The sequence below is a fragment of the Salipiger thiooxidans genome (genome assembly GCF_900102075.1).
GTDB lineage: Bacteria > Pseudomonadota > Alphaproteobacteria > Rhodobacterales > Rhodobacteraceae > Salipiger > Salipiger thiooxidans.
In genome coordinates, this window is sequence record NZ_FNAV01000002.1 from 373,109 (window position 1) to 392,809 (window position 19,701).

A 19,701-nucleotide genomic window follows, 5' to 3' on the forward strand; every position below is an offset into this window, starting at 1 on the left:
TTTCGGGGGCTGTTTCAGGATGCTCCCGACCACATGGCGCGCAAGCCGCGGCTCTTCCAATCACATATCGGTGTTGGAAGGTCACGGGATACCGCGTCGGCGCCTTTCGGCCCGGTTCTGCGCTGCGGGCCTGCGCCTGCCCGTTCCGGCGCGGCGCATCGGAGGCGCCGTGCCGGAACGGGCCGGGGATCAGGCGTCCCCGGCGTCGCCGTCCTTCTTGGCGGCGGCCTTCTTCGGCGCGGCCTTCTTCGGCGCGGCCTTCTTGGTGGTGGTCCTCTTGGCGGTGGTCTTCTTTGCCGCCGTCTTGGCAGGTGCCTTCTTGGCCCCGGTCTTCTTGCCGCCGCCCTTCTTGGCCTGCTTCTCGGCGATCAGCGCCAGCGCCGTCTCAAGCGTCACGTCCGCGGGCTCGGTATCCTTGGGCAGGGTCGCGTTGACCTTCTCCCACTTCACGTAGGGCCCGTAACGCCCTTCGTAGACGGCGATCTTGCCGCCGTCGGGGTGCTCGCCCAGATCCTTGAGCGTCTTGGCGGCGCCACCCCGGCCACGGCCCGGGTTCGCCCGCTTCTCGGCCAGCAGTTCCACCGCGTGGTTCATGCCGATCTCGAAGACCTCCTGGAACTCCTTGAGGTTCACGTAGACCGGTTTCTCCTCGTCGGGGAGCTGGTGCATGATGAACGGACCGAAGCGTCCGAGGTTGGACTTCACCTCGCCCCCTTCCGGGTGCATCCCAACCACGCGCGGCAGGGTCAGCAGCGTCACCGCCTTCTCGAGCGTCATGTCATCGGGCGACCAGCCCGGCAGGAACGCCCCGCCCTTCTTGGGCAGCGAGGCGCGCGGGGGCTTCTTGTTCTCGGGCGTGGGCTCGCCGCGCTGGACATAGGGGCCGAAGCGGCCCGCCTTGAGCCAGACCTCGTCGCCCTCGTGGCTGCCCAGCAGCCGCTCCTCGCCATCCGCGCCCTCGCCCGCGATGGGGCGGGTGTAGGTGCATTCGGGATAGTTGCCGCAGCCGACGAAACCGCCTGTGCGCGAGGTCTTGAGGTGCAGCCGCCCCTGCCCGCACTTGGGACAGATGCGCGGGTCCGAGCCGTCCTCCCGCGGGGGGTAGAGCTGCGGCGCCAGCGCCTCGTCGAGCACGTCGAGCACCTCGGAGATGCGCAGCTCGGAGGTCTCGCCGATGGCGGCGGAGAAGTCGCGCCAGAACTTCGCCAGCAGCGACTTGTAGTCCATCTCGCCGGCCGACACCTCGTCGAGCTCGTTCTCGAGCTCGGCGGTGAACTCGTAGCCGACGTATTTGCGGAAGAAGTTCAGCAGGAATATGGTGACGATGCGGCCCTTGTCCTCGGGGAACAGGCGGTTCTGCTCCTTGCGGACGTATTCGCGGTCCTGGATCGTGGTGATCACGCTGGCATAGGTGGAGGGACGGCCGATGCCGAGCTCTTCCATGCGCTTGACCAGCGTCGCCTCGGTGTAGCGCGGCGGCGGCTGGGTGTGGCTCTGCGTCGCCAGCACGGCGCCGTTGTCCGACAACACGGCGGCGCTGCTCTTCTGCATGCCGGCGGGCGCGTCCTCGACCACGTCCTCGGCCTTGTCGCTCGCCTTGTCGTACTGGGCCTGCAGCGTGGCCTTGGCAAAGGCGGCGGGCTCGCTCTCCATGATCTGCGGGAGGCGGTTCTCGTCATCGTCGGAGACGTCATCGCGGCCTTCCTCGTAGACCTTGAGGAAGCCGTCGAAGAGGACGACCTGACCGGTCGCACGCAGGCCGACCTGACGATCCTCCGACAGGATCTCGACAGTGGTCCGCTCGAGCCGCGCGGCCTCCATCTGGCAGGCCAGCGTGCGCTTCCAGATCAGATCGTAGAGCTTGCGCTGGTCATCCTCGCGCAGCTTGAGGCTGGCGGCGTCCTTCGTCATGTCGGTGGGACGGATGCACTCGTGCGCTTCCTGCGCGTTCTTGGCCTTGTTCTTGTAGATCCGCGGGCTGCCCGGCACGTATTCCTTGCCGTAGCGGTCGGCGATGGCGTCGCGGCAGGCGGTGATCGCCTCGGGGGCCATGTCGATGCCGTCGGTCCGCATGTAGGTGATGTGGCCCGCCTCGTAGAGCCGCTGCGCCGCGTTCATGCAGGCCCGGGCGCCCATGCCGAACTTGCGGCTGGCCTCCTGCTGCAGGGTCGAGGTCATGAACGGCGCCGAGGGGTTGCGGGTCGAGGGCCGGGCCTCGACGCTGTCGATCTTCAGCTTGCGCGAGGCGACGGCCTGCACCGCGAGCTCGGCCTGCGTGGCGTTGCCGATGTCGAAGCGGTCGAGCTTCTTGCCGCCAAGCACGGTGAGCCGGGCCTCGTACTCCTGGCCGCGCGGGGTCGAGAGCAGCGCCTTGATCTGCCAGTATTCGCGGGGGCGGAACGCCTCGATCTCCATCTCGCGCTCGACGATGAGCCGCAGGCAGACCGACTGCACGCGGCCGGCAGAGCGCGCGCCGGGCAGCTTGCGCCAGAGCACCGGCGAGAGGTTGAAGCCCACGAGGTAGTCGAGCGCCCGCCGGGCGAGGTAGGCCTCGACCAGCGGCGCGTCGATCTCGCGCGGGTTCTGCATCGCCTCGGTGACGGCGGACTTGGTGATGGCGTTGAAGGTCACCCGGCTGACGGCGGTGTCCTTCTTGATCGAGCGGCGCTTGGTCAGCGCCTCCCTGAGGTGCCACGAGATCGCCTCTCCCTCGCGATCGGGGTCGGTCGCGAGGATCAGTGAGTTGTCGTTTTTCAGGGCCTCGGCGATGGCGGCGACGTGCTTGCGCGAGTCGTTCGCAATCTCCCACGTCATCTCGAAATCGTGGTCCGTGTCGACAGAACCGTCCTTCGCCGGCAGGTCCCGGACGTGGCCGTATGAGGCAAGGACAGTGTAGTCGGATCCCAGATACTTGTTGATTGTCTTGGCCTTGGCCGGGGATTCGACAACGACGACTGGCATGAAATGACCACCTTTTCCTGGAATACGACCTCAGGCTGAGCAGGGGCGCATATGGCGGCGGAACATGTGGGGTGCAAGGGGGAAATGTCAATCCGGGGCCCGATGCCACGGGCCATGACCGCACGTTTCGCCCGAATTCTGCCCTCAGGATACGCGGGTGAGCAGCCCCCCGGGGCGCCGCTGGATGCGGCCGTCGAGCTCGAGATCGGTGAGCACCGGCGACACCGTGTCCGAGGGTTCGGCGAGATCGCGGATGAGCTGGTCCTCGGCGACCGGCACCGGCCCGAGCCGCGACAGGATCTCGGCGTGCAGCGCCGCGGTCTCGCGCAGCGAGCGGCGCTCGGGCGGGGCGATGGGCACCACGGGGGTGTCGTCGATGACCGCGTCGTCAAGGTCGAGCGGCAGCTGCGCCTGCGCGGGCGGGCGGGCGGCGGTGGCCAGCGGCCCAAGCGCCTCGATCACGTCCTCGGCGTGGCGGACCAGTCGGGCGCCGTCGCGGATCAGCAGGTTGCAGCCGCCGGCGCGGGCGTCGAGCGGATGCCCGGGCACCGCCAGCACCTCGCGCCCCATGTCGAGCGCGCAGCGCGCGGTGATGAGCGAACCGGACTTGGCCGCCGCCTCGACCACCACGGTGGCACCGGACATGCCGGCGACGATGCGGTTGCGGGCGGGGAAGTGGCGCGCCTGCGGCTGCAGGCCGATCGGCTGCTCGGACACGAGCGCCCCGCCCTGCGCGCGGATCTCTTCGGCGAGGCGGGTGTTCTCGGACGGGTAGAGCACGTCGACCCCGCCGGCGAGCACCGCGACGGTGCCGGTGGCGAGCGCCGCATCATGGGCGGCGGTGTCGACGCCGCGGGCGAGGCCCGAGATCACCGCGTAGCCCTCGGCCCCCAGACCGCGCGCCAGTGCCCGCGCCATGCGCGTGCCGAGCGACGAGGCATTGCGCGCGCCGACCAGCGACACTGAAGGACGGGCCAGCACCTCGGGCGCGCCGCAGACCCAGAGGAAGGGCGGCGGGTCGGACACGTCGGAGAGAAGCGGCGGATAGGCGGGCTCGCCACGGAAGACCAGCACGGCGCCATGGCCGCGCGCGGCCTTGACCTCGGCCAGGGCGACGCCTTCGGGGCAGACGTGGTAATTCTCGACCCCGGCGGCGGCGGCCACCTGCGGCAGCGCGTCGAGCGCCGCCAGCGCGGTGCCATGTTCGGAAAGCAGCCGCCAGAAGGTCGCGGGACCGACGCGGCGGGAGCGCAAGAGACGGAGCCAGGCGAACCGGTCGTCTTCCGAGGTGGGTGGGAGTGGGGGGTGAGTGGAAGATAAGCTGTTGCTGTCCTCGGCCATCCTGAACCCCGTCTGCTTGCTGAGGAATCCTTAGCCCAGACGTCCTTAATCGGAGGTAAACCAAGACCCGCCCGGCGGACGGTTTTCTCGGGCCCCGAGACAATGGACTGATAACGAAGGAAAGTTTCGCAGGGGTGACACCGGCCCCTGTCCCGGTCCGGCATGGCCGCCGGCCCGGGTGGCGCCGACAGCCGCCGAATCCCCGGCGCCCGAGTCGCGGCTCAGGCGGCGGCGCCGCCCACGGTCAGCCCGCCGATCATCACCGTCGGCTGGCCCACGCCCACCGGCACCCACTGCCCCTGCTTGCCGCAGTTGCCCATCCCCGGGTCGAGCGCCATGTCGTTGCCGAGCGCGCGGATCTGCTGCAGCGCGGTGGCGCCGTCGCCGATCAGCGTCGCGCCCTTCACCGGCGCGCCGACCTTGCCGTCCTTCACCCGGTAGGCCTCGGTGCAGGAGAACACGAACTTGCCGTTGGTGATGTCGACCTGCCCGCCACCGAAGCCCACCGCCCAGATGCCATCCCTGAGATCGGCGACGATGTCGGCGGGATCGGTCTCGCCGCCCAGCATGTAGGTATTGGTCATGCGCGGCATCGGCGCGTGGGCATAGCTCTCGCGACGGCCGTTGCCGGTCGGCTCCACGCCCATCAGGCGGGCATTCTGGCGGTCCTGCATGTAGCCCACGAGGATGCCGTCCTCGATCAGCACGTTCTTGCCCGAGGGCGTGCCCTCGTCGTCGACGGTGATCGAGCCGCGCCGGTCGGGGATGGTGCCGTCGTCCAGCACCGTGACCCCGGGCGCCGCGACGCGCTGGCCCATGAGCCCGGCAAAGGCCGACGAGCCCTTGCGGTTGAAGTCTCCCTCGAGCCCGTGGCCGATGGCCTCGTGCAGCAGGATCCCCGGCCAGCCCGGCCCGAGCACGATGTCCATGACGCCGGCGGGCGCGGGTTCGGCGCGCAGGTTCACCAGCGCGATGCGCAGCGCCTCGCGGGCCTTGGACTGCCAGTCGGCGGGCTCCATCAGCCCGTCGAGCAGGAACCGCCCGCCGCCCGAGGCGCTGCCGGCCTCGCGCCGGCCCTCGTCCTCGACGATCACCGAGACGGTGACCCGGGTCATCGGGCGGGTATCGGTCACCAGCGTGCCCTCGGGGCGCAGGATCGCGACCTCCTGGCAGCTCGCGGCGATGGTCGCGGTAACCTGCACCACCCGCGAATCGAGACCGCGGGCATAGGCGTCGATCTCGCGCAGGGTCTCGACCTTCACCGGGAAAGCCTGCCCGGCGATCGGGTCGGCATCGGTATAGAGCTTGCGGTTGGTGCCCTGCGGCCCGGGCGCCAGCACCCCGCCGCCATCGCCCACCGCCAGCCGCACGGTCTCGGACGCGCGGCGGATCGCGCTTTCCGAGATGTCGGTGCCGTGAGCATAGCCCGTGACCTCGCCGCGCACCGCGCGCAGACCGAAACCCTCGGAGGCGTCGTAGCTGGCGGTCTTGATTCGCCCGTCGTCCAGCACCAGCGCCTCGGCGCGGCGGCGTTCGAGGAAGAGCTCGCCGTCATCTGCACCGACCAGGGACTCGCGCAGCTGGGCAAGGCTGCAATCCAGATCGAGTGCGGAATCGAAAGGACGGAAGGGGGCGTCGGTCATGTTTTCCTCGTCATATTTGATCCAGATCAAAAAAAGCGCCTTTTTGCCGCAAGCGACCTGGTTTATTTGGGACAGGATCTGTGCTCTTTAAAGAGCGGAGTTAAAGGGGAGGAGGTCTCTCCCGGGCGATCTGTCCGGGTTGTACTCTCCTGTGAACGAAGAAGAACGACAACCGGATCAGGTGACATATGCGCAAGATTTCGATGCTCACGGGCCTCATGTCCAGCCTACTGGCCGCTCCGGCCATCGCACAAGACCTTGAGGTCGTCGGTCGGCCGCACCAGGGCGGCACCGGCTTCCAGCCTGCCGCCACCGAACTGGCGCGCGACCTGCAGTGGCTCGACGGAATGCTGCTGATCATCATCACCGCCATCTGCGTGTTCGTCGCCGGCCTGATGATCTATGCCTTCATCCGCTTCAACCGCCGGAGAAACCCGACGCCTGCAAGCTTCACCCACCACACCCCGATCGAGGTGGCGTGGACGATCGTGCCGATCCTGATCCTCGTGGTCATCGGCGCCTTCTCCCTGCCCGTGCTGTTCAAGCAGCAGGAGATCCCCGAGGGCGATCTGGTGATCAAGGTGACAGGCTACCAGTGGTACTGGGGCTACGAATACGTCGGCAGCGACCTGGCCTATGACGGCTACATGATCGGTGCCCCGGCGACCGGCGGCGACAACCGCTTCAACGCCGATGTCGAGGCCCAGCTGGTCGAAGCCGGCTACACCGCCGACGAATGGCTGCTCGCCACCGACACCGCCGTGGTCGTGCCCGTGGGCGCCACCGTGGTGATGCAGGTGACCGGCGCCGACGTGATCCACTCGTGGACCATCCCCGCCTTCGGCGTGAAGCAGGACGCCGTTCCGGGCCGCATCGCCGAGCTGTGGTTCAACGCCGAGCGCGAGGGCGTCTACTTCGGCCAGTGCTCGGAGCTCTGCGGCATCAGCCACGCCTACATGCCGATCACCGTGAAGGTGGTGAGCCAGGAGGTCTACGACGCCTGGTTCGCGGCAGCGCAGGAAGAAGGCGGCTACGTCGACGTCCGCCAGTTCCTCGCCAACTCGTAACACCCCGGGTCGCGCCCCGGAGGCGGGGCGCGACCTTTCCCGACCGACCTACTTGAAGACCGACACATGACCGACATCAGCACCAACAGCACCGTCACCACCGCCCAGCCGGGCGAGGCCCAGTTCGGTGATTACTTCGCCCTGCTCAAGCCACGGGTGATGACGCTCGTGGTGTTCACGGCGCTGGTCGGTCTGCTGGCGGCACCGGTTCCGGTGCACCCGTTCATCGGCTTCTGCGCGATTCTCTTCATCGCCGTCGGCGGCGGTGCCTCGGGCGCGCTCAACATGTGGTGGGATGCCGACATCGACCTCGTGATGAAGCGCACCGCCAAGCGCCCGATCCCCGCAGGCCGCGTCGAACCCGGCGAGGCGCTGGCGCTCGGACTGGCGCTCTCGGCCTTCTCCTGCGTGTTCCTCGCGCTGGCCACCAACGTTCTGGCGGGCGGCCTGCTGGCCTTCACCATCTTCTTCTACGTGGTGATCTACACCATGTGGCTGAAGCGCTCGACACCGCAGAACATCGTCATCGGCGGCGCCGCGGGCGCCTTCCCCCCGATGATCGGCTGGGCCGCCGCGACCGGATCGGTCGGCGTCGAGGCCGTGCTGATGTTCTGCCTGACCTTCATGTGGACCCCGCCGCACTTCTGGGCTCTGGCGCTGTTCATGCGCTCGGACTACGACGATGCGGGCGTGCCGATGCTGACCGTGACCCACGGCCGCCGCTCGACCCGCATCCACATCCTCGTCTACACCGTGCTTCTGGCAGCACTCGCCATCGGCACCGGCTTCACCGCCATCGGCGGGCCGGTCTACCTTGCCGTGGCCGTGGTGCTGAACCTGCTCTTCCTCAAGGGCGCGTGGGAGATCTTCCGCCGCGACGAGGTCGCCTCGGAAGCGGACAACTTCCGCATCGAGAAACGTTTCTTCAAGCTCTCGCTGCTCTACCTCTTCGCGCATTTCGGCGCGATCCTGGTGGAAGCGGGTCTCGCCCGCTTCGGGCTCGGAGGCTGGTAATCATGGCCATCGCCAAGACACACGACCTGCACAAGCGCCGCTTCAGCCGCAACATCGGCGTCGGGCTGGTGCTTGCCGCCTTCATCGTCATCGTCTTCGGGATGACCGTGGTGAAGGTCACCAACGGCAACTTCAACGAGGCGCTGCAGGGCGCGTCGCAGGTGCAGAATGGCGATTGACCCGCAGAAGAAGACGGTACTCCAGCTCGTCGGAGTCGTGATCTTCATGGGCGCGATGGCCTGGGCCTCGGTGCCCTTCTACAACTGGTTCTGTCGGGTCACCGGCTTCGGCGGCACCACCAACGTCGCCGAAGGCACCACGGGCGAGATCCTCGACCGCACCATCAAGATCCGTTTCGACGGCTCCAAGGCGCGCGGCTTCGGTTGGGAATTCAAGCCGGTGCAGACCGAGATGACCCTGCGCATCGGCGAAGAGGGCCTCGCCTTCTACGAGGCCTACAACCCGACCGACCGGGTGATCGCGGGTCAGGCCTCCTACAACGTCTACCCCTACGAGGCGGGCGCTTATTTCGACAAGATCGAATGCTTCTGCTTCTCCGAGCAGGTGCTGCAACCCGGTGAGCGCGTGCAGATGCCGGTGAGCTTCTTCGTGGACCCCGAGATCGTCGAGGACCGCGACGCGAAGTACACCAAGCACATCACGCTCAGCTACACTTTCTACGAGATCGACCTGCCCGAGGAGGAACAGGCCGCTCTCGATACCGAAGCCACGGACCAAGGCTCCGTGAACTGAACGCCGATCCAACGAGGGACATACAAGGGAAACGAGATGGCGCACGCAAAGAACCACGACTACCACATTCTGAGCCCCTCCGTCTGGCCCTTCGTGGGCGCGGTTGCGGCCTTCGTGATGCTGTTCGGGGCGGTCCTCTGGATGCACGGCAGCGGCCCCTGGATCTTCCTCGCGGGCTTCGTCGCGGTGCTTTACGTGATGTTCGGCTGGTGGTCCGACGTGATCGCGGAAAGCCGCGTGGGCGATCATACCCCGGTGGTGGAGATCGGCCTGAAATACGGCTTCATCCTGTTCATCATGTCCGAAGTGATGTTCTTCTTCGCCTGGTTCTGGTCGTTCTTCAAACACGCGCTCTACCCGATGGGCCCGAACTCTCCGGCCGTCGACGGCGTCTGGCCGCCGGTCGGGATCGAGACCTTCGACCCCTGGCACCTGCCGCTGATCAACACCATGATCCTGCTTTGCTCGGGCTGCGCGGCGACCTGGGCGCACCACGCGCTGGTGCACGAGAACAACCGCGAGGACATGAAGTGGGGCCTGATCATCGCCATTGTGCTCGGCGCGATCTTCACGGTCTTCCAGGCCTATGAATACAGCCACGCCGCCTTCGGCTTCTCGGGCAACATCTACGGCGCCAACTTCTTCATGGCGACGGGCTTCCACGGCGTGCACGTGATCATCGGCACGATCTTCCTCTTCGTCTGCCTGCTGCGGCTTATGAAGGGCGACTTCACCCAGACCAAGCACATCGGCTTCGAGGCCGCCGCCTGGTACTGGCACTTCGTCGACGTCGTGTGGCTGTTCCTCTTCGCCGCGGTCTACGTCTGGGGCGGCTGAGCCGGTTCCCCACCGCCTGAAAACGCGAAAAGCGGGCCCCCAAGGCCCGCTTTTTTCGTTTCCGGCGATCGGACGGACTCAGAGATGGGTGCGCGCGTAGGCCCGACCCGCCACCTCGAGATGCGGCACCGCGTTGAACTGCGTCACCGCAAGCCCCGTGGCCAGAGGCTGGATCCGGTGCACCGAGCTGTTCTCGACGGCGAGACAGGCATGCGCCAGCGCCCCCATCCCCAGCCCCATGCAGCTGCGCATGGCAAAGCCGATGAGCCCGCCCGAGGTCACCACCAGCGCCCTGCCCTCGCCCGCGGCGATCTCTTGCAGCACCTCGGAGACCCGCGCCTCGAAATCGGCAAAGCTCTCGGGCGCGCCCTCGAGCCCTCCCTCGCTCCATACGGTGAAGAGCTGCGGCAGGTGCAGGATGAAGCCCTCGCGATCCGAGGGCAGCGTCACCCCGTGCTGCTCTGCATAGAGCTGCGCCATGGTGAAGTACTCGAGCTCGTTGAGCCGGGCGTCGACCACCGGCTCGAGCCCGGTGTCCATCCCGGCAAAGGTCTCGCGATGCCGCCTCAACGTGCCGCAATAGGCGCGGGCAAAGACCTCGCCGGTGGCACGCATGTGCTCGCCGAGCCAGCGCGCCTGCTGGTGCCCGAGTTCGCTCAGCCGGTCATAGGAAAGCTCGTCTCGCGCCTCGGTATTGGCCTGGCCGTGACGTACGAGCGTGACATGGGACATGAAGCACCTTCCTTTTCCTTGCCTCTTACGGGCGACGCGGGGAAATGGAAAGCCGCGGCACCGGTCGACGCCAAGCCGAGCAACGCCCGTCAGGCAAACCGGCGCAATGCCACGGGCACCAACGGCCGACCGGCGCCGGAGGCGACGGGAGGCTTGCCTGTGCCGCGTCAGCGGCTCCTTGAAGGAAGGTCACGCGCCCCCGCGATCTGCGAGAACAAGGGGCTCAGGCCGCGCCGCCCTGGCTGCGCTCGATCCAGGCGCGCAGCTCCTCGGCCTCGCGCCGCGCCTCGCGCAGCCCGTCCATGGCCGCCGACAGCTCCGCCTCGGTCTGAGCAAGCTGGTTGGTCAGTTCCGCCTCGCGCTGTTGCAGGTAGGTGATCGCCTGGTCGCGGGTCTCCTCGGCCTCGTGCAGCTCCTGGCTCATGCGCTCGAGCTGGTCCACGTCCGCCTGGCTGATCCGCTTGAAGCGATGCACGAGCCAGTTGGCGAACCAGCCCATGCAGAAGGCCACGAACAGGATGATCGCCGTGGCGATCACGAATTCGGTCCGGTTCATTCCGTTGCCCCTTCTGCACCGTCTTCCGCATCGGAGGCGTCGGCATCCCCGTCACCTTCCTGTGCGGCCTCGGTATCGCCGTCTTGGGCGCCTTCTTCAAGCTCTTCCAGCGTCGTCTTCACTTCTTCCGTGGGTTCCGGGCGGATCAGCCTGAACTCGATCCGGCGGTTGGCCTCGCGGCCCTCCTCGGTTTTGTTGTCGGCGATGGGCTGCTCCTCGCCATATCCGCGCACCCGGTATGAGGCGGTCAGCACACGGCGGTTGCGCAGCGCATCAAGCACCGCCTGCGCCCGGTCCTGGCTCAGCTGCTGGTTCATGCTCTCGCGGCCCTGGCTGTCGGTGTGGCCCTGGATCTCGAGCGGGATGTCCCCGCAGAGCTTCAGCAGCTCGGCGATGTCGTCCATCACGTCCTTGGCCGAGGCGTCGAGATTGGCCGAGCCCGGCTCGAAGTTGATCTTCCGGTCGCCGACGATCTCGACGATCTGTGCCTCGCACTCGTCCGGCGTCGGGATGCCCAGCGTCGGGTCCAGCTTCTCCTGGTAGAGCACGTTGATCTCGAACTCAGCGCCCTGCCCCAGCTTGTCCGCAAGCAGCCCCGAGATCTCGGCATTGGCGTCGGTGCTGCCGGTGTTGCCCGACACGGTGACCAGGTCCGGCGTCACCCGCACCACGCCGTTCGAGAGCTCGCCCAGAGCCTCGAGCCCGGCCAGCACCCGCGCCGACCAGTTCGCCGGCAGGTCTGGATCGACCCGTGCGGCGGTGTAGACCGCGTCCGAACCGAAGCGCGCCCGTGCAAAACTGTCCGCGGTCTGGCGCGCGATCTCGGAATGCACCCGGCCGCGTAGCTGGACCGAGCCCTCGGGGCTCAGCGTCGCGGTGAACTCGGGCGGGCCCTGGTCGCTGGCTTCGGGGATTTCGGGCAGCACGGCTTTCAGTGCGAAGACCTCGGGCAGCGCGCTTTCCAGCTCGCCCACGACCCGGTCGAAGAGCCCCTGCTCGGTGCCCTCGGGCGCCAGCAGCGCCACATCGGCGTTCGAGAAGGTGACCGAACCGCCGCCCAGCTCCTGCACCGCCTTGATCGCGAGCACGGCCGCGTCCGCCCAGCGCCGTGTCGGCACGCCGAGCCCCAGCCGGCAGCTCGCCGCGGCCGAGACCCCGGCCGCGCGGGCGGCGTCGAGGATGCGGTCGCGCGCCGCCTCGGTATCGGCTGAGCAGGCGTCGAAATGGGCGCCCTGCTCGTCGATCAGGAAGCGCAGGGTGAAGGGCGTGATCACCGGGCGCGGCGCCGAGAGATCCAGCGTCAGCTCAAGCCCGTCCGGGCGGCGCCGCTCGAACTCGGTGCGCAGGCGGCGCTTGGCATCCTCGCTGTCGGTCATCGCCTTGATCGCCACGGCGCCCGCGCTGATCGACACCTTCGAGCGCGGCAGGTCCCGCAGCGAGCGCAGCGCGAAGCTCATCGCCTCGTTCCAGCCGTCGGGTGCGGGGAAATCGGCGACCTCGAGCAGGTCCGACACCTCGCCGTTGCTGCCGGCGATGGCATTGAAGCGCTCGATCATGTCCTCGCGGTCGGCGGTGTCGGGCAACAGGCCGATCACCGAGATGCCGTCGTCGTTGCGCAGGATCTCGACCGAGAACTGCGGCGGCTGGATGTCGGCGGCCTCGGCCACCAGCATCTGGTCGATGACCCGCGCCGAATCAACCGCTGTCCCCGCCAGCGTCACCGCCCGGAATCGCTGTGCCTCGTCCGGCGCCTCGCCGATCAGGAAGACCTGCAGGCCGTTCACGTCGACCTCGGCCCAGTCCAGCTCCCCCTGCGACAGCGCGTCCTTCACCGAGGTCCGGGAGCTTTCCTCGACCATGTTCAGGGCAACCACGGCGGCGAGGATACAGAGCATCGCGGCGGCGATCAGAGCGGTGGCGGGAATGGCGATCTTGGACAGGCGCATAGGCCGTGAGTTCCCTTTGTCGTTTATCCGGAACCTGATACGCGGCAGTCTTGACCTGCGCAATCAGGCGAGCAGAGCAGCGGCGAAAAACAGCACAGGCAGAATGCCGGCGTCGCGGTTGGACCGAAAGAGCATGAGAAGCCGGTCGTTGTCGTTCACGTCGAGCCGCCGCATCTGCCACACCATGTGCCAGCCAAAGGCCCAGGGTCCGGCGATCAGCACCACCAGCGCGAGGATCTCGCCGCGCGGCGCCGCCGCCACGATCGCGAGCCCCATCAGCGCCACCGAGATCACCAGGAAACCCGCGAGCCACTTGGGCGTCGCCGCGTCGCCGAACAGGCGCGCGGTGGATTTCACCCCGATGAGCGCGTCGTCCTCCTTGTCCTGGTGGGCGTAGATCGTGTCGTAGAACAGCGTCCAGGCCATGCCCGAGAGATACAACAGCACCGCGGGCAGCCCGAGGCTGCCGGTGTGCGCCGTCCAGGCCAGCAGCGCACCCCAGTTGAAGGCGATGCCGAGGAAGACCTGTGGCCACCAGGTGAATCGCTTGGCGAAGGGGTAGACCGCCACCGGCAGCAGCGAGACCACGCCGAGCAGGATCGCCATGGGCGGGAAGGTCACGAGGATGCCGAACGACACCAGCGACTGGATCACCGCCCAGGCCAGCGCCTGCCTGGCGCTCACCTGCCCAGAGGGGATCGGCCGCGACGCGGTGCGCGCCACCGAGCCGTCGAAGTCGCGGTCGGTGATGTCGTTCCAGGTGCAGCCCGCGCCGCGCATCAGGAATGCGCCGATGCCGCAGCCGAGGAAGATCCAGAGGTCGAACCAGCGGGGCTGCCCGTCAGACACCATGGCGAGCAGCAGCCCCCACCAGCAGGGCAGCAGCAGCAGCCATGTTCCGATCGGTCGGTCGGCGCGCGACAGGCGCAGGTAGGGGCGCGTCCAGGCCGGTGCGTAGTGGTCGACCCAGTTGCCGCGGACCGCGTCCGAGACCTGTCCCTCTGCCTCTGGCGTTGTTCCCGGTTGGCTCATATGGTGCGCCTCATGACTGCGAAAGTTCGCCTGTTTGTAGATCACCCGCTGGGCGCGGGACAACCTGTCCCTCTGACACGGGAGCAGGCCCACTATCTCTTTTCCGTGATGCGGCTCGGTGCCGGCGCCCCCATTCTGCTCTTCAATGGCCGCGATGGCGAGTGGCTGTGCGAGGTCACCGAGGCTGGCAAACGCGGCGGCGAGGCCGTCTGCGACACGCAGACGCGGCCGCAGCAGATGCCGCCCGACCTCTGGCTGCTGTTCGCGCCGATCAAGAAGGCGCGCACCGATTTCATCGTCGAAAAGGCGGTGGAGCTCGGGGTGCGGCGCCTGTTGCCCGTGCAGACCCAGTTCACCAATTCCGAGCGGATTCGGCAGGACCGGCTTCAGGCCCACGCGGTCGAGGCGGCCGAGCAATGCGGCGCACTCTTCGTGCCCGAGGTGGCCGAGCTTGCGCGACTCGAGCGACTGCTCGCCGACTGGCCCACGGGCCGGGCGCTGCTCTTCTGCGACGAGGCCGAGGCCGGAAGCCGTGCCGCGGCGCTCGACGCCGCCCCGGCGCCCGCCGCGGTGCTGATCGGCCCCGAGGGCGGATTCGCCGACGCCGAGCGCGCCCGGCTCGGCGCCATGGACGAGACCCGCGTCATCGCGCTCGGGCCGCGCATCCTGCGCGCCGACACCGCCGCCGTGGCCGCGATCACGCTCTGGCAGGTCGCCTGCGGGGACTGGGCATGATCCGCCCCGCCCGGCCCGGCGAGGCGCCCGCAATCGACGCCTTCCTCGCGCGCCATGCCGAAAGCTCTATGTTCCTGCGCAGCAACCTTGCCGCCCACGGGCTTTCCGGCAGCGAACATCGCAACGCGACGCGGTTCTGGGTCGCCCCCGCCGAGGGCGAGATCCGCGCCGTTTTCGGCCGCACCTCCGCGGGCTTTCTCGTGCTGCAGGCGCCCGACGCGCCGGATGCGTGGCACCGCGCCTTCGTGGCGGCGCTTGGCGACAACACCATCGCCGCGCTCACCGGCGAGGCCCGCCAGACCGAGGCGACGCTCGCAGCCCTCGGCCTACCCGACACCGCCTGGCGGCTGAACCATTCCGAGCCGCTCTACCGGCTCGCGCTCGACACCCTGCCCGCGTCCTCCGCCTCCATCCGCCCGCCAGTCGAGGCCGACATTCCGCTGCTCGCCCACTGGTTTCTCGACTACACCGCCAGCACCGGCATCAGCTCGCGTGACGAGGCGGCGCAGGTCACGGCGCTGAAACGCGCGGTGGAGTCGGTGCCGCTCGGCCATGTGCGGCTGCTGATCGAGGACGGCGCCCCGGTGGCGATGAGCGCGGTCAACGCCCGCCTGCCCGCGATGGTGCAGATCGGCGGCGTCTACGTGCCGCCGGAGCTGCGCAGCCGCGGTCGGGGCGGTGCGGTCGTCGCCGCACAGCTTCTCGAGGAACGGGCGCGTGGGGTGCGCGACGCCGTGCTCTTCGCCAACAACGACGCCGCCGCCCGCGCCTACGAACGCATCGGTTTTGCCCGCGTCGGCAGCTACCGCGTCGCCGTCCTTGAGCGACAGGTGACGCCGGGGGTCGCCGCATGAGCCTGATCCGGCCCGCAGCCAAGGCCCGCCTGTCACAATGGCGCGAGGCGCTCTGGGGCGCGGGCGTGCTGGCGCTCGGGCTCTACTGGGGGTTCTGGACCGGCGGCGGGCTGCTGCACTGGATCGGCTACGTCGTGGCCATCGTCGGCGCGCTGCTCATCATCGCGGGCATCCAGCGCGGCCGCTTCCGCACAGGCTCGGGCGGGCCGGGCGTGGTACAGATCGTCGAGGGGCGCATCGCCTATTTCGGCCCCCTCACCGGCGGCACCGCAGAGCTCGGACAGCTCTCGCGCCTCGTGCTCGACCCCAGCGGGAAGCCGCCGCACTGGCTGCTGCACCAGCCCGGCCAGCTGCCGCTCGCGATCCCGCTCACCGCCGAGGGCGCCGACGCGCTCTTCGACGCCTTCGCCACGCTGCCCGGCCTGCGCACCGAGCGCATGCTGCACGAGATGCACCGCGACGGCACACACCCCGTCACCATCTGGCAGGCGGCAACGTGCAATTCCACACACCTCCGTCTGCATTGACAAGGCTGGGTATTCCGCCCATCCCTGACCTTCAACACGACACGGCCACGACAAGCGGAGCGCTACATGTCCATTCCCCAGTCCGGCGGCGGGCCGATCGAGCATCCCTCCCAGCTCGCGGAGTACCTTGCGGCCGGTAGCAAACCGAAGAGCGACTGGCGCATCGGCACCGAGCACGAGAAGTTCGGCTATCTCACCGACACCCACGAGCCACTGCCCTATGACGGTCCGCGCTCGATCCGCGCCGTGCTCGAAGGGCTGCGCGATCGCTACGGCTGGGACCCGGTCGAGGAAGGCGGGCACCTGATCGGGCTCACCAAGGACGGCGCCAACGTCTCGCTCGAGCCCGGCGGGGCGCTCGAGCTCTCCGGCGCGCCGCTCGAGACCATCCACCAGACCTGCGACGAGGTGAACGAGCACCTGCGCGAGGTGAAGAGCATCGCCGATGCCATCGGCGTGGGCTTCATCGGGCTTGGTGCCGCGCCCGAGTGGTCGCACGAAGAGATGCCGCTCATGCCCAAGGGCCGGTACAAGCTGATGGACGCCTACATGGGCCGCGTCGGCACCACCGGCACCACCATGATGCGGCGCACTTGCACGGTGCAGGTGAACCTCGATTTCGGCTCCGAGGCCGACATGGTCAAGAAGATGCGCGTGGCGCTCGCGCTGCAGCCGGTCGCGACCGCGCTCTTCGCCAACTCGCCCTTCTTCGAGGGCGCGCCCAACGGCATGAAGAGCTACCGCTCCTACGTCTGGCGCCATCTCGACGCCGACCGCACCGGCATGCTGCCCTTCGTCTTCGAGGACGGTTTCGGCTTCGAGCGCTACGTCGACTACGCGCTCGATGTGCCGATGTATTTCGTCTACCGCGACGGCAAGTACATCGATGCGCTCGGGATGTCGTTCCGCGACTTCATGAAGGGCAAGCTGCCGGCGCTGCCGGGCGAGATCCCGACGCTTTCGGACTGGGCCGACCACCTAACCACGATCTTCCCCGAGGCGCGGCTGAAGAAGTTCATCGAGATGCGCGGCGCCGATGGCGGCCCGTGGCGGCGGCTCTGTGCCCTGCCCGCCTTCTGGGTCGGGCTGACCTACGACAGCACCGCGCTCGATGCCGCATGGGACCTCGTCAAGGACTGGGACGCGCCGACCCGCGAAACGCTGCGCATCGCCGCCGCCGACCAGGCGCTCGACGCCCGGGTGGAGAACATCCACATGCACGAGCTGGCGCGCCGGACCGTCGAGATCGCCGAGGCCGGGCTCAAGGCCCGCGCCTGCACCGGCGCCGGCGGACTGCTGCCCGACGAAACGCATTTCCTCAATGCTCTGAAGGAAAGCCTCGACAGCGGCAAGGTGCTGGCCGACGAGCTGCTCGACCACTACCGCGGCGACTGGGGCGGCGACCTCGGCCGGATCTACGCGCAATACAGCTACTGAGGCCGTCGCGGCCGGTCCGCCGCCCGTTCGGCTTCAGGCACTGGCATCGGTGCAGGCGCTGGCTCGGGTTTTGACACGGGCCCCGCTTCTGACACGGATGTCAGGCGCTGACGCGCCGCGAGACGTTGCGCTGGAAATACGCGTGCATCTCCTGCCTGCGCCGGGCGAGTTCGTCCGGCGAGGGCCGCGCCCCGGCTTGCAACAGTACCGCGTGGAAATCCAGCGCGCTCGGCGCGGGTCCGCGGCGACCCCGGGCGGTCCGGCGTCGCGCGCCTTCAGGGTGAGGGCGTTGCAAAGGCAGGACTGAAGGGCGGCGACTGATCCGGACATCCCGAGCCTCCATCTGATCGAAAGGGGGGCGATGCGTTCCGTTCGCACGCGAGGCTCGGCGCCGCGTGGGGTGGAAATGCGACCTGACCGCGGCCAATCGGGGGAGGAGCCTGCGAACACCCGACACCCAGCGATGCCTTCGGCTGGCAGGGTTTGAGGGGCGTTGATCCGGAGGGGGAAGGAAGACCTCGGCGCCACACACTGGGTGGGGGCTGAAACGGCGTGACGCCGAGGGAAGCCTTGAACAGCTACCCCAGCTGTATCGCCCGGCAATCGGGCAAGAATGTGATTGGTTGGAGGTAATCCCGCGGCACCCATGCCCGGCCTTTGACCTCGTGCGAATACGCCCGCGCGGATGCCGGGAGCGGGTTATCATCTGTCGCGCTTCAGGGGGAGAGGGTGTAGACCTCGGCACCGCACACTGGGTGGGGGCTGAAACGGCACGGCGCCGAGGGAAGCCTAAGCAGCTACCCTTCTCTTATCGCGGACCATTCGGGCGGCAATGGGCTCGGATTGCGGCGCTTTCGGGGAAATTGCGCGGCCGCCCGGTCCTTGCCGGGAACGGCGCGGTGCGTCCCCAAACAGAAAGGCGGGTCTCTGAACTGAGAGGCGCTTCCTGCCGGGGCTCTGGCACATCCGCCGTGCCACGGACGACCGAACGCTTTGGCACATCCGCCACGATCAACAAACACGATCACCAAACGAGACACGCTGCTACCGATTGCGCTCCGCCGGCCGAACCCATTGCCCCCCGCAGGCCGAGTAGAGCCCAACCCGCAGGCTGCCCGACGCTTACGCAGGCGCGTCCAGACAATGGCAACTGCTCCGCACCGACCGGCATCCGCATCGCTTCACACGTCTCGGGCCCTTTGGCGGGCACCTTGCTTCGGCTCCTTCAGATAGGACCTGATCTCGAGCCGGTTCCGCCCGTCATGATGCCGACAGCTCAGATGATCCGAGAGGCGCCTGACAAGATCCCCGCCAAAGCCGTGCTCAGGCAGCTTCCGAGCGCCTGCCACAGTCCACGGCAGGCCCCGTTCGCGCTGACGGCGCTCCCGGCATCGCCCTCCCGACCGAACCTCTCAGTCCTGCGACGCCTCCCCCTCCGCCCGAATACGGATCTCGAGCCGGTTGCGTCCGTCGTCGTGTCGATAATTCAGGTGATCCGAGAGGCGCCGGATCAGGTGCCAGCCGAAGCCGCCCTCGGGCAGCTCCTGCGTGCCCACGTCAAGCCGCGGCGGCGCCCCCTCGGGCAGCCGGCGCCCCGGCATCACCCCGCCCCCGTCGCAGATCACCAGCTCGGCGGTCCGGCCACGCGTCACCACGCTCAGCCGGATCTGGCCGTCCCCCGCGCTGCCATAGGCATGTTCCACGATGTTGTTGAGCGCCTCCGCCAGCACGAGCTCGGCGGTGCCGCGCGCCTCGTCGTCCCAACCCGCGTCCCGCAGCGCCCGCCGGACCCGGTCGAGCGCCGCGCGAATCTCCTGCGGGCTGCTGCCCAGCGAAAGCTCCAGCGAGTGGCTGCTCTGAGGCGACGTGTCCGGCATCGGCGCGGGCTCCTCTCGATGCGCGCGTCAGCTGCCCCGCCCGTCGCGCGCCGCGTCCACCGTCTCGTGAATGACGAAAATCGTGTCCATCCGGGTCAGGCGGAAGACCTTGTCGACCATCGGTCGCAAGGCCGCCAGGTCGAGCCGCTGGCCCTGCCCCATGCCCTTCATCGCGGCGACAATGGCCCCGAGCCCGCTGGAATCGATGAACTCCACCGCGCCGAGGTCCAGCACCACGCGGGCGGTCGCGGGCGAGACAGCCTCGCGCACGGCATCCTTGAACTGGATCGCGACGGCGGCATCGATCCTGCCCTCGTCGACGCGGATGATCTGCGGATCCTCCGTATCGGTCACGGTCAGCTGCATGTCAGGGGTCCCGGTTGTCTCAG

The 19,701-nt window shown here is 68.4% G+C and carries 18 protein-coding genes; 9 read left to right on the plus strand and 9 right to left on the minus strand.

The window, feature by feature from the left end:
* Positions 1 to 189: 189 nt before the first annotated feature.
* The 3 genes from topA to tldD form a co-directional block, all read right to left on the minus strand.
* Positions 190 to 2,961, minus strand: a complete 2,772-nt coding sequence (gene topA / locus BLQ77_RS04045) for a type I DNA topoisomerase (RefSeq protein ID WP_089955674.1) — start codon at positions 2,959 to 2,961, stop codon at positions 190 to 192.
* A gap of 144 nt (positions 2,962 to 3,105) precedes the next feature.
* A complete protein-coding gene (gene dprA / locus BLQ77_RS04050; RefSeq protein WP_089955677.1) occupies positions 3,106 to 4,302 on the minus strand; it encodes a DNA-processing protein DprA in 1,197 nt (398 codons plus the stop codon).
* Positions 4,303 to 4,523: 221 nt separating this feature from the next.
* On the minus strand, positions 4,524 to 5,945 hold the full coding sequence (gene tldD / locus BLQ77_RS04055) for a metalloprotease TldD (RefSeq protein WP_089955856.1): 1,422 nt from the start codon (positions 5,943 to 5,945) through the stop codon (positions 4,524 to 4,526).
* A 188-nt stretch (positions 5,946 to 6,133) separates the two neighbouring features.
* On the opposite strand from tldD, the gene coxB reads away from it, so the two are divergent.
* The 5 genes from coxB to BLQ77_RS04075 all read left to right on the plus strand — a co-directional run bounded on the left by coxB (position 6,134) and on the right by BLQ77_RS04075 (position 9,616).
* The gene (gene coxB, locus BLQ77_RS04060) at positions 6,134 to 7,012 is read left to right on the plus strand and encodes a cytochrome c oxidase subunit II (protein WP_008883542.1); all 879 of its coding nucleotides are present in this window, start codon (positions 6,134 to 6,136) and stop codon (positions 7,010 to 7,012) included.
* A 66-nt stretch (positions 7,013 to 7,078) separates the two neighbouring features.
* On the plus strand, positions 7,079 to 8,026 hold the full coding sequence (gene cyoE, locus BLQ77_RS04065) for a heme o synthase (RefSeq protein ID WP_089955681.1): 948 nt from the start codon (positions 7,079 to 7,081) through the stop codon (positions 8,024 to 8,026).
* A 2-nt stretch (positions 8,027 to 8,028) separates the two neighbouring features.
* The gene (locus BLQ77_RS28665) at positions 8,029 to 8,205 is read left to right on the plus strand and encodes a cytochrome c oxidase system small membrane protein (RefSeq protein WP_008885602.1); all 177 of its coding nucleotides are present in this window, start codon (positions 8,029 to 8,031) and stop codon (positions 8,203 to 8,205) included.
* Positions 8,195 to 8,779, plus strand: coding sequence for a cytochrome c oxidase assembly protein (locus BLQ77_RS04070; protein ID WP_089955685.1), 585 nt, complete (start codon positions 8,195 to 8,197; stop codon positions 8,777 to 8,779). Before BLQ77_RS28665 ends, BLQ77_RS04070 begins: the two co-directional genes overlap by 11 nt.
* A 36-nt stretch (positions 8,780 to 8,815) precedes the next feature.
* Complete coding sequence (locus BLQ77_RS04075; RefSeq protein ID WP_008886237.1) at positions 8,816 to 9,616, plus strand: cytochrome c oxidase subunit 3; 801 nt, start codon at positions 8,816 to 8,818, stop codon at positions 9,614 to 9,616.
* Between the two features lie 78 nt (positions 9,617 to 9,694).
* On the opposite strand, the gene BLQ77_RS04080 is transcribed toward BLQ77_RS04075, so the two are convergent.
* From BLQ77_RS04080 to ubiA, 4 genes are all read right to left on the minus strand, one after another.
* The gene (locus tag BLQ77_RS04080; RefSeq protein WP_008884261.1) at positions 9,695 to 10,348 is read right to left on the minus strand and encodes a histidine phosphatase family protein; all 654 of its coding nucleotides are present in this window, start codon (positions 10,346 to 10,348) and stop codon (positions 9,695 to 9,697) included.
* Positions 10,349 to 10,571: 223 nt separating this feature from the next.
* Entirely contained in the window at positions 10,572 to 10,904 is a 333-nt protein-coding gene (locus BLQ77_RS04085) for a hypothetical protein (protein WP_008885662.1), read from the minus strand.
* The gene (locus BLQ77_RS04090) at positions 10,901 to 12,850 is read right to left on the minus strand and encodes an OmpA family protein (RefSeq protein WP_089955688.1); all 1,950 of its coding nucleotides are present in this window, start codon (positions 12,848 to 12,850) and stop codon (positions 10,901 to 10,903) included. Before BLQ77_RS04090 ends, BLQ77_RS04085 begins: the two co-directional genes overlap by 4 nt.
* 63 nt (positions 12,851 to 12,913) lie before the next feature.
* Positions 12,914 to 13,882, minus strand: a complete 969-nt coding sequence (gene ubiA / locus BLQ77_RS04095) for a 4-hydroxybenzoate octaprenyltransferase (RefSeq protein WP_089955691.1) — start codon at positions 13,880 to 13,882, stop codon at positions 12,914 to 12,916.
* 12 nt (positions 13,883 to 13,894) lie between these two features.
* Between ubiA and BLQ77_RS04100 the strand changes: the two genes are divergently transcribed.
* The 4 genes from BLQ77_RS04100 to BLQ77_RS04115 all read left to right on the plus strand — a co-directional run bounded on the left by BLQ77_RS04100 (position 13,895) and on the right by BLQ77_RS04115 (position 17,435).
* Positions 13,895 to 14,617: a 16S rRNA (uracil(1498)-N(3))-methyltransferase gene (locus tag BLQ77_RS04100; protein WP_089955858.1), complete on the plus strand. Its 723-nt coding sequence runs from the start codon at positions 13,895 to 13,897 to the stop codon at positions 14,615 to 14,617.
* Positions 14,614 to 15,471 carry a GNAT family N-acetyltransferase gene (locus BLQ77_RS04105; protein WP_089955693.1) on the plus strand — a complete coding sequence of 286 codons (858 nt, stop codon included), beginning with the start codon at positions 14,614 to 14,616 and terminating at the stop codon, positions 15,469 to 15,471. The genes BLQ77_RS04100 and BLQ77_RS04105 overlap by 4 nt, the downstream gene beginning before the upstream one ends.
* Positions 15,468 to 15,998, plus strand: coding sequence for a hypothetical protein (locus tag BLQ77_RS04110; protein WP_089955696.1), 531 nt, complete (start codon positions 15,468 to 15,470; stop codon positions 15,996 to 15,998). The genes BLQ77_RS04105 and BLQ77_RS04110 overlap by 4 nt, the downstream gene beginning before the upstream one ends.
* A gap of 66 nt (positions 15,999 to 16,064) precedes the next feature.
* The gene (locus BLQ77_RS04115; RefSeq protein ID WP_008885842.1) at positions 16,065 to 17,435 is read left to right on the plus strand and encodes a glutamate--cysteine ligase; all 1,371 of its coding nucleotides are present in this window, start codon (positions 16,065 to 16,067) and stop codon (positions 17,433 to 17,435) included.
* A 1,412-nt stretch (positions 17,436 to 18,847) separates the two neighbouring features.
* Here the strand turns inward: BLQ77_RS04115 and BLQ77_RS04120 are convergent.
* Both BLQ77_RS04120 and BLQ77_RS04125 read right to left on the minus strand, forming a co-directional pair.
* A complete protein-coding gene (locus BLQ77_RS04120) occupies positions 18,848 to 19,312 on the minus strand; it encodes an ATP-binding protein (protein WP_089955699.1) in 465 nt (154 codons plus the stop codon).
* Positions 19,313 to 19,339: 27 nt separating this feature from the next.
* The gene (locus BLQ77_RS04125) at positions 19,340 to 19,678 is read right to left on the minus strand and encodes an STAS domain-containing protein (RefSeq protein WP_089955702.1); all 339 of its coding nucleotides are present in this window, start codon (positions 19,676 to 19,678) and stop codon (positions 19,340 to 19,342) included.
* Between the last annotated feature and the right edge of the window lie 23 nt (positions 19,679 to 19,701).

Excerpts from the sequence above, each read along its gene's own strand:
- BLQ77_RS04075 (WP_008886237.1), top strand. The coding sequence starts at position 8,816 with ATGGCGCACGCAAAGAACCACGACTACCACATTCTGAGCCCCTCCGTC.
- BLQ77_RS28665 (WP_008885602.1), top strand. The coding sequence starts at position 8,029 with ATGGCCATCGCCAAGACACACGACCTGCACAAGCGCCGCTTCAGCCGC.
- tldD (WP_089955856.1), bottom strand. The coding sequence starts at position 5,945 with ATGACCGACGCCCCCTTCCGTCCTTTCGATTCCGCACTCGATCTGGAT.
- BLQ77_RS04085 (WP_008885662.1), bottom strand. The coding sequence starts at position 10,904 with ATGAACCGGACCGAATTCGTGATCGCCACGGCGATCATCCTGTTCGTG.
- BLQ77_RS04100 (WP_089955858.1), top strand. The coding sequence starts at position 13,895 with ATGACTGCGAAAGTTCGCCTGTTTGTAGATCACCCGCTGGGCGCGGGA.
- BLQ77_RS04080 (WP_008884261.1), bottom strand. The coding sequence starts at position 10,348 with ATGTCCCATGTCACGCTCGTACGTCACGGCCAGGCCAATACCGAGGCG.
- cyoE (WP_089955681.1), top strand. The coding sequence starts at position 7,079 with ATGACCGACATCAGCACCAACAGCACCGTCACCACCGCCCAGCCGGGC.
- BLQ77_RS04090 (WP_089955688.1), bottom strand. The coding sequence starts at position 12,850 with ATGCGCCTGTCCAAGATCGCCATTCCCGCCACCGCTCTGATCGCCGCC.
- BLQ77_RS04115 (WP_008885842.1), top strand. The coding sequence starts at position 16,065 with ATGTCCATTCCCCAGTCCGGCGGCGGGCCGATCGAGCATCCCTCCCAG.
- BLQ77_RS04110 (WP_089955696.1), top strand. The coding sequence starts at position 15,468 with ATGAGCCTGATCCGGCCCGCAGCCAAGGCCCGCCTGTCACAATGGCGC.
- BLQ77_RS04070 (WP_089955685.1), top strand. The coding sequence starts at position 8,195 with ATGGCGATTGACCCGCAGAAGAAGACGGTACTCCAGCTCGTCGGAGTC.
- BLQ77_RS04105 (WP_089955693.1), top strand. The coding sequence starts at position 14,614 with ATGATCCGCCCCGCCCGGCCCGGCGAGGCGCCCGCAATCGACGCCTTC.
- BLQ77_RS04125 (WP_089955702.1), bottom strand. The coding sequence starts at position 19,678 with ATGCAGCTGACCGTGACCGATACGGAGGATCCGCAGATCATCCGCGTC.
- dprA (WP_089955677.1), bottom strand. The coding sequence starts at position 4,302 with ATGGCCGAGGACAGCAACAGCTTATCTTCCACTCACCCCCCACTCCCA.
- ubiA (WP_089955691.1), bottom strand. The coding sequence starts at position 13,882 with ATGAGCCAACCGGGAACAACGCCAGAGGCAGAGGGACAGGTCTCGGAC.
- topA (WP_089955674.1), bottom strand. The coding sequence starts at position 2,961 with ATGCCAGTCGTCGTTGTCGAATCCCCGGCCAAGGCCAAGACAATCAAC.
- coxB (WP_008883542.1), top strand. The coding sequence starts at position 6,134 with ATGCGCAAGATTTCGATGCTCACGGGCCTCATGTCCAGCCTACTGGCC.
- BLQ77_RS04120 (WP_089955699.1), bottom strand. The coding sequence starts at position 19,312 with ATGCCGGACACGTCGCCTCAGAGCAGCCACTCGCTGGAGCTTTCGCTG.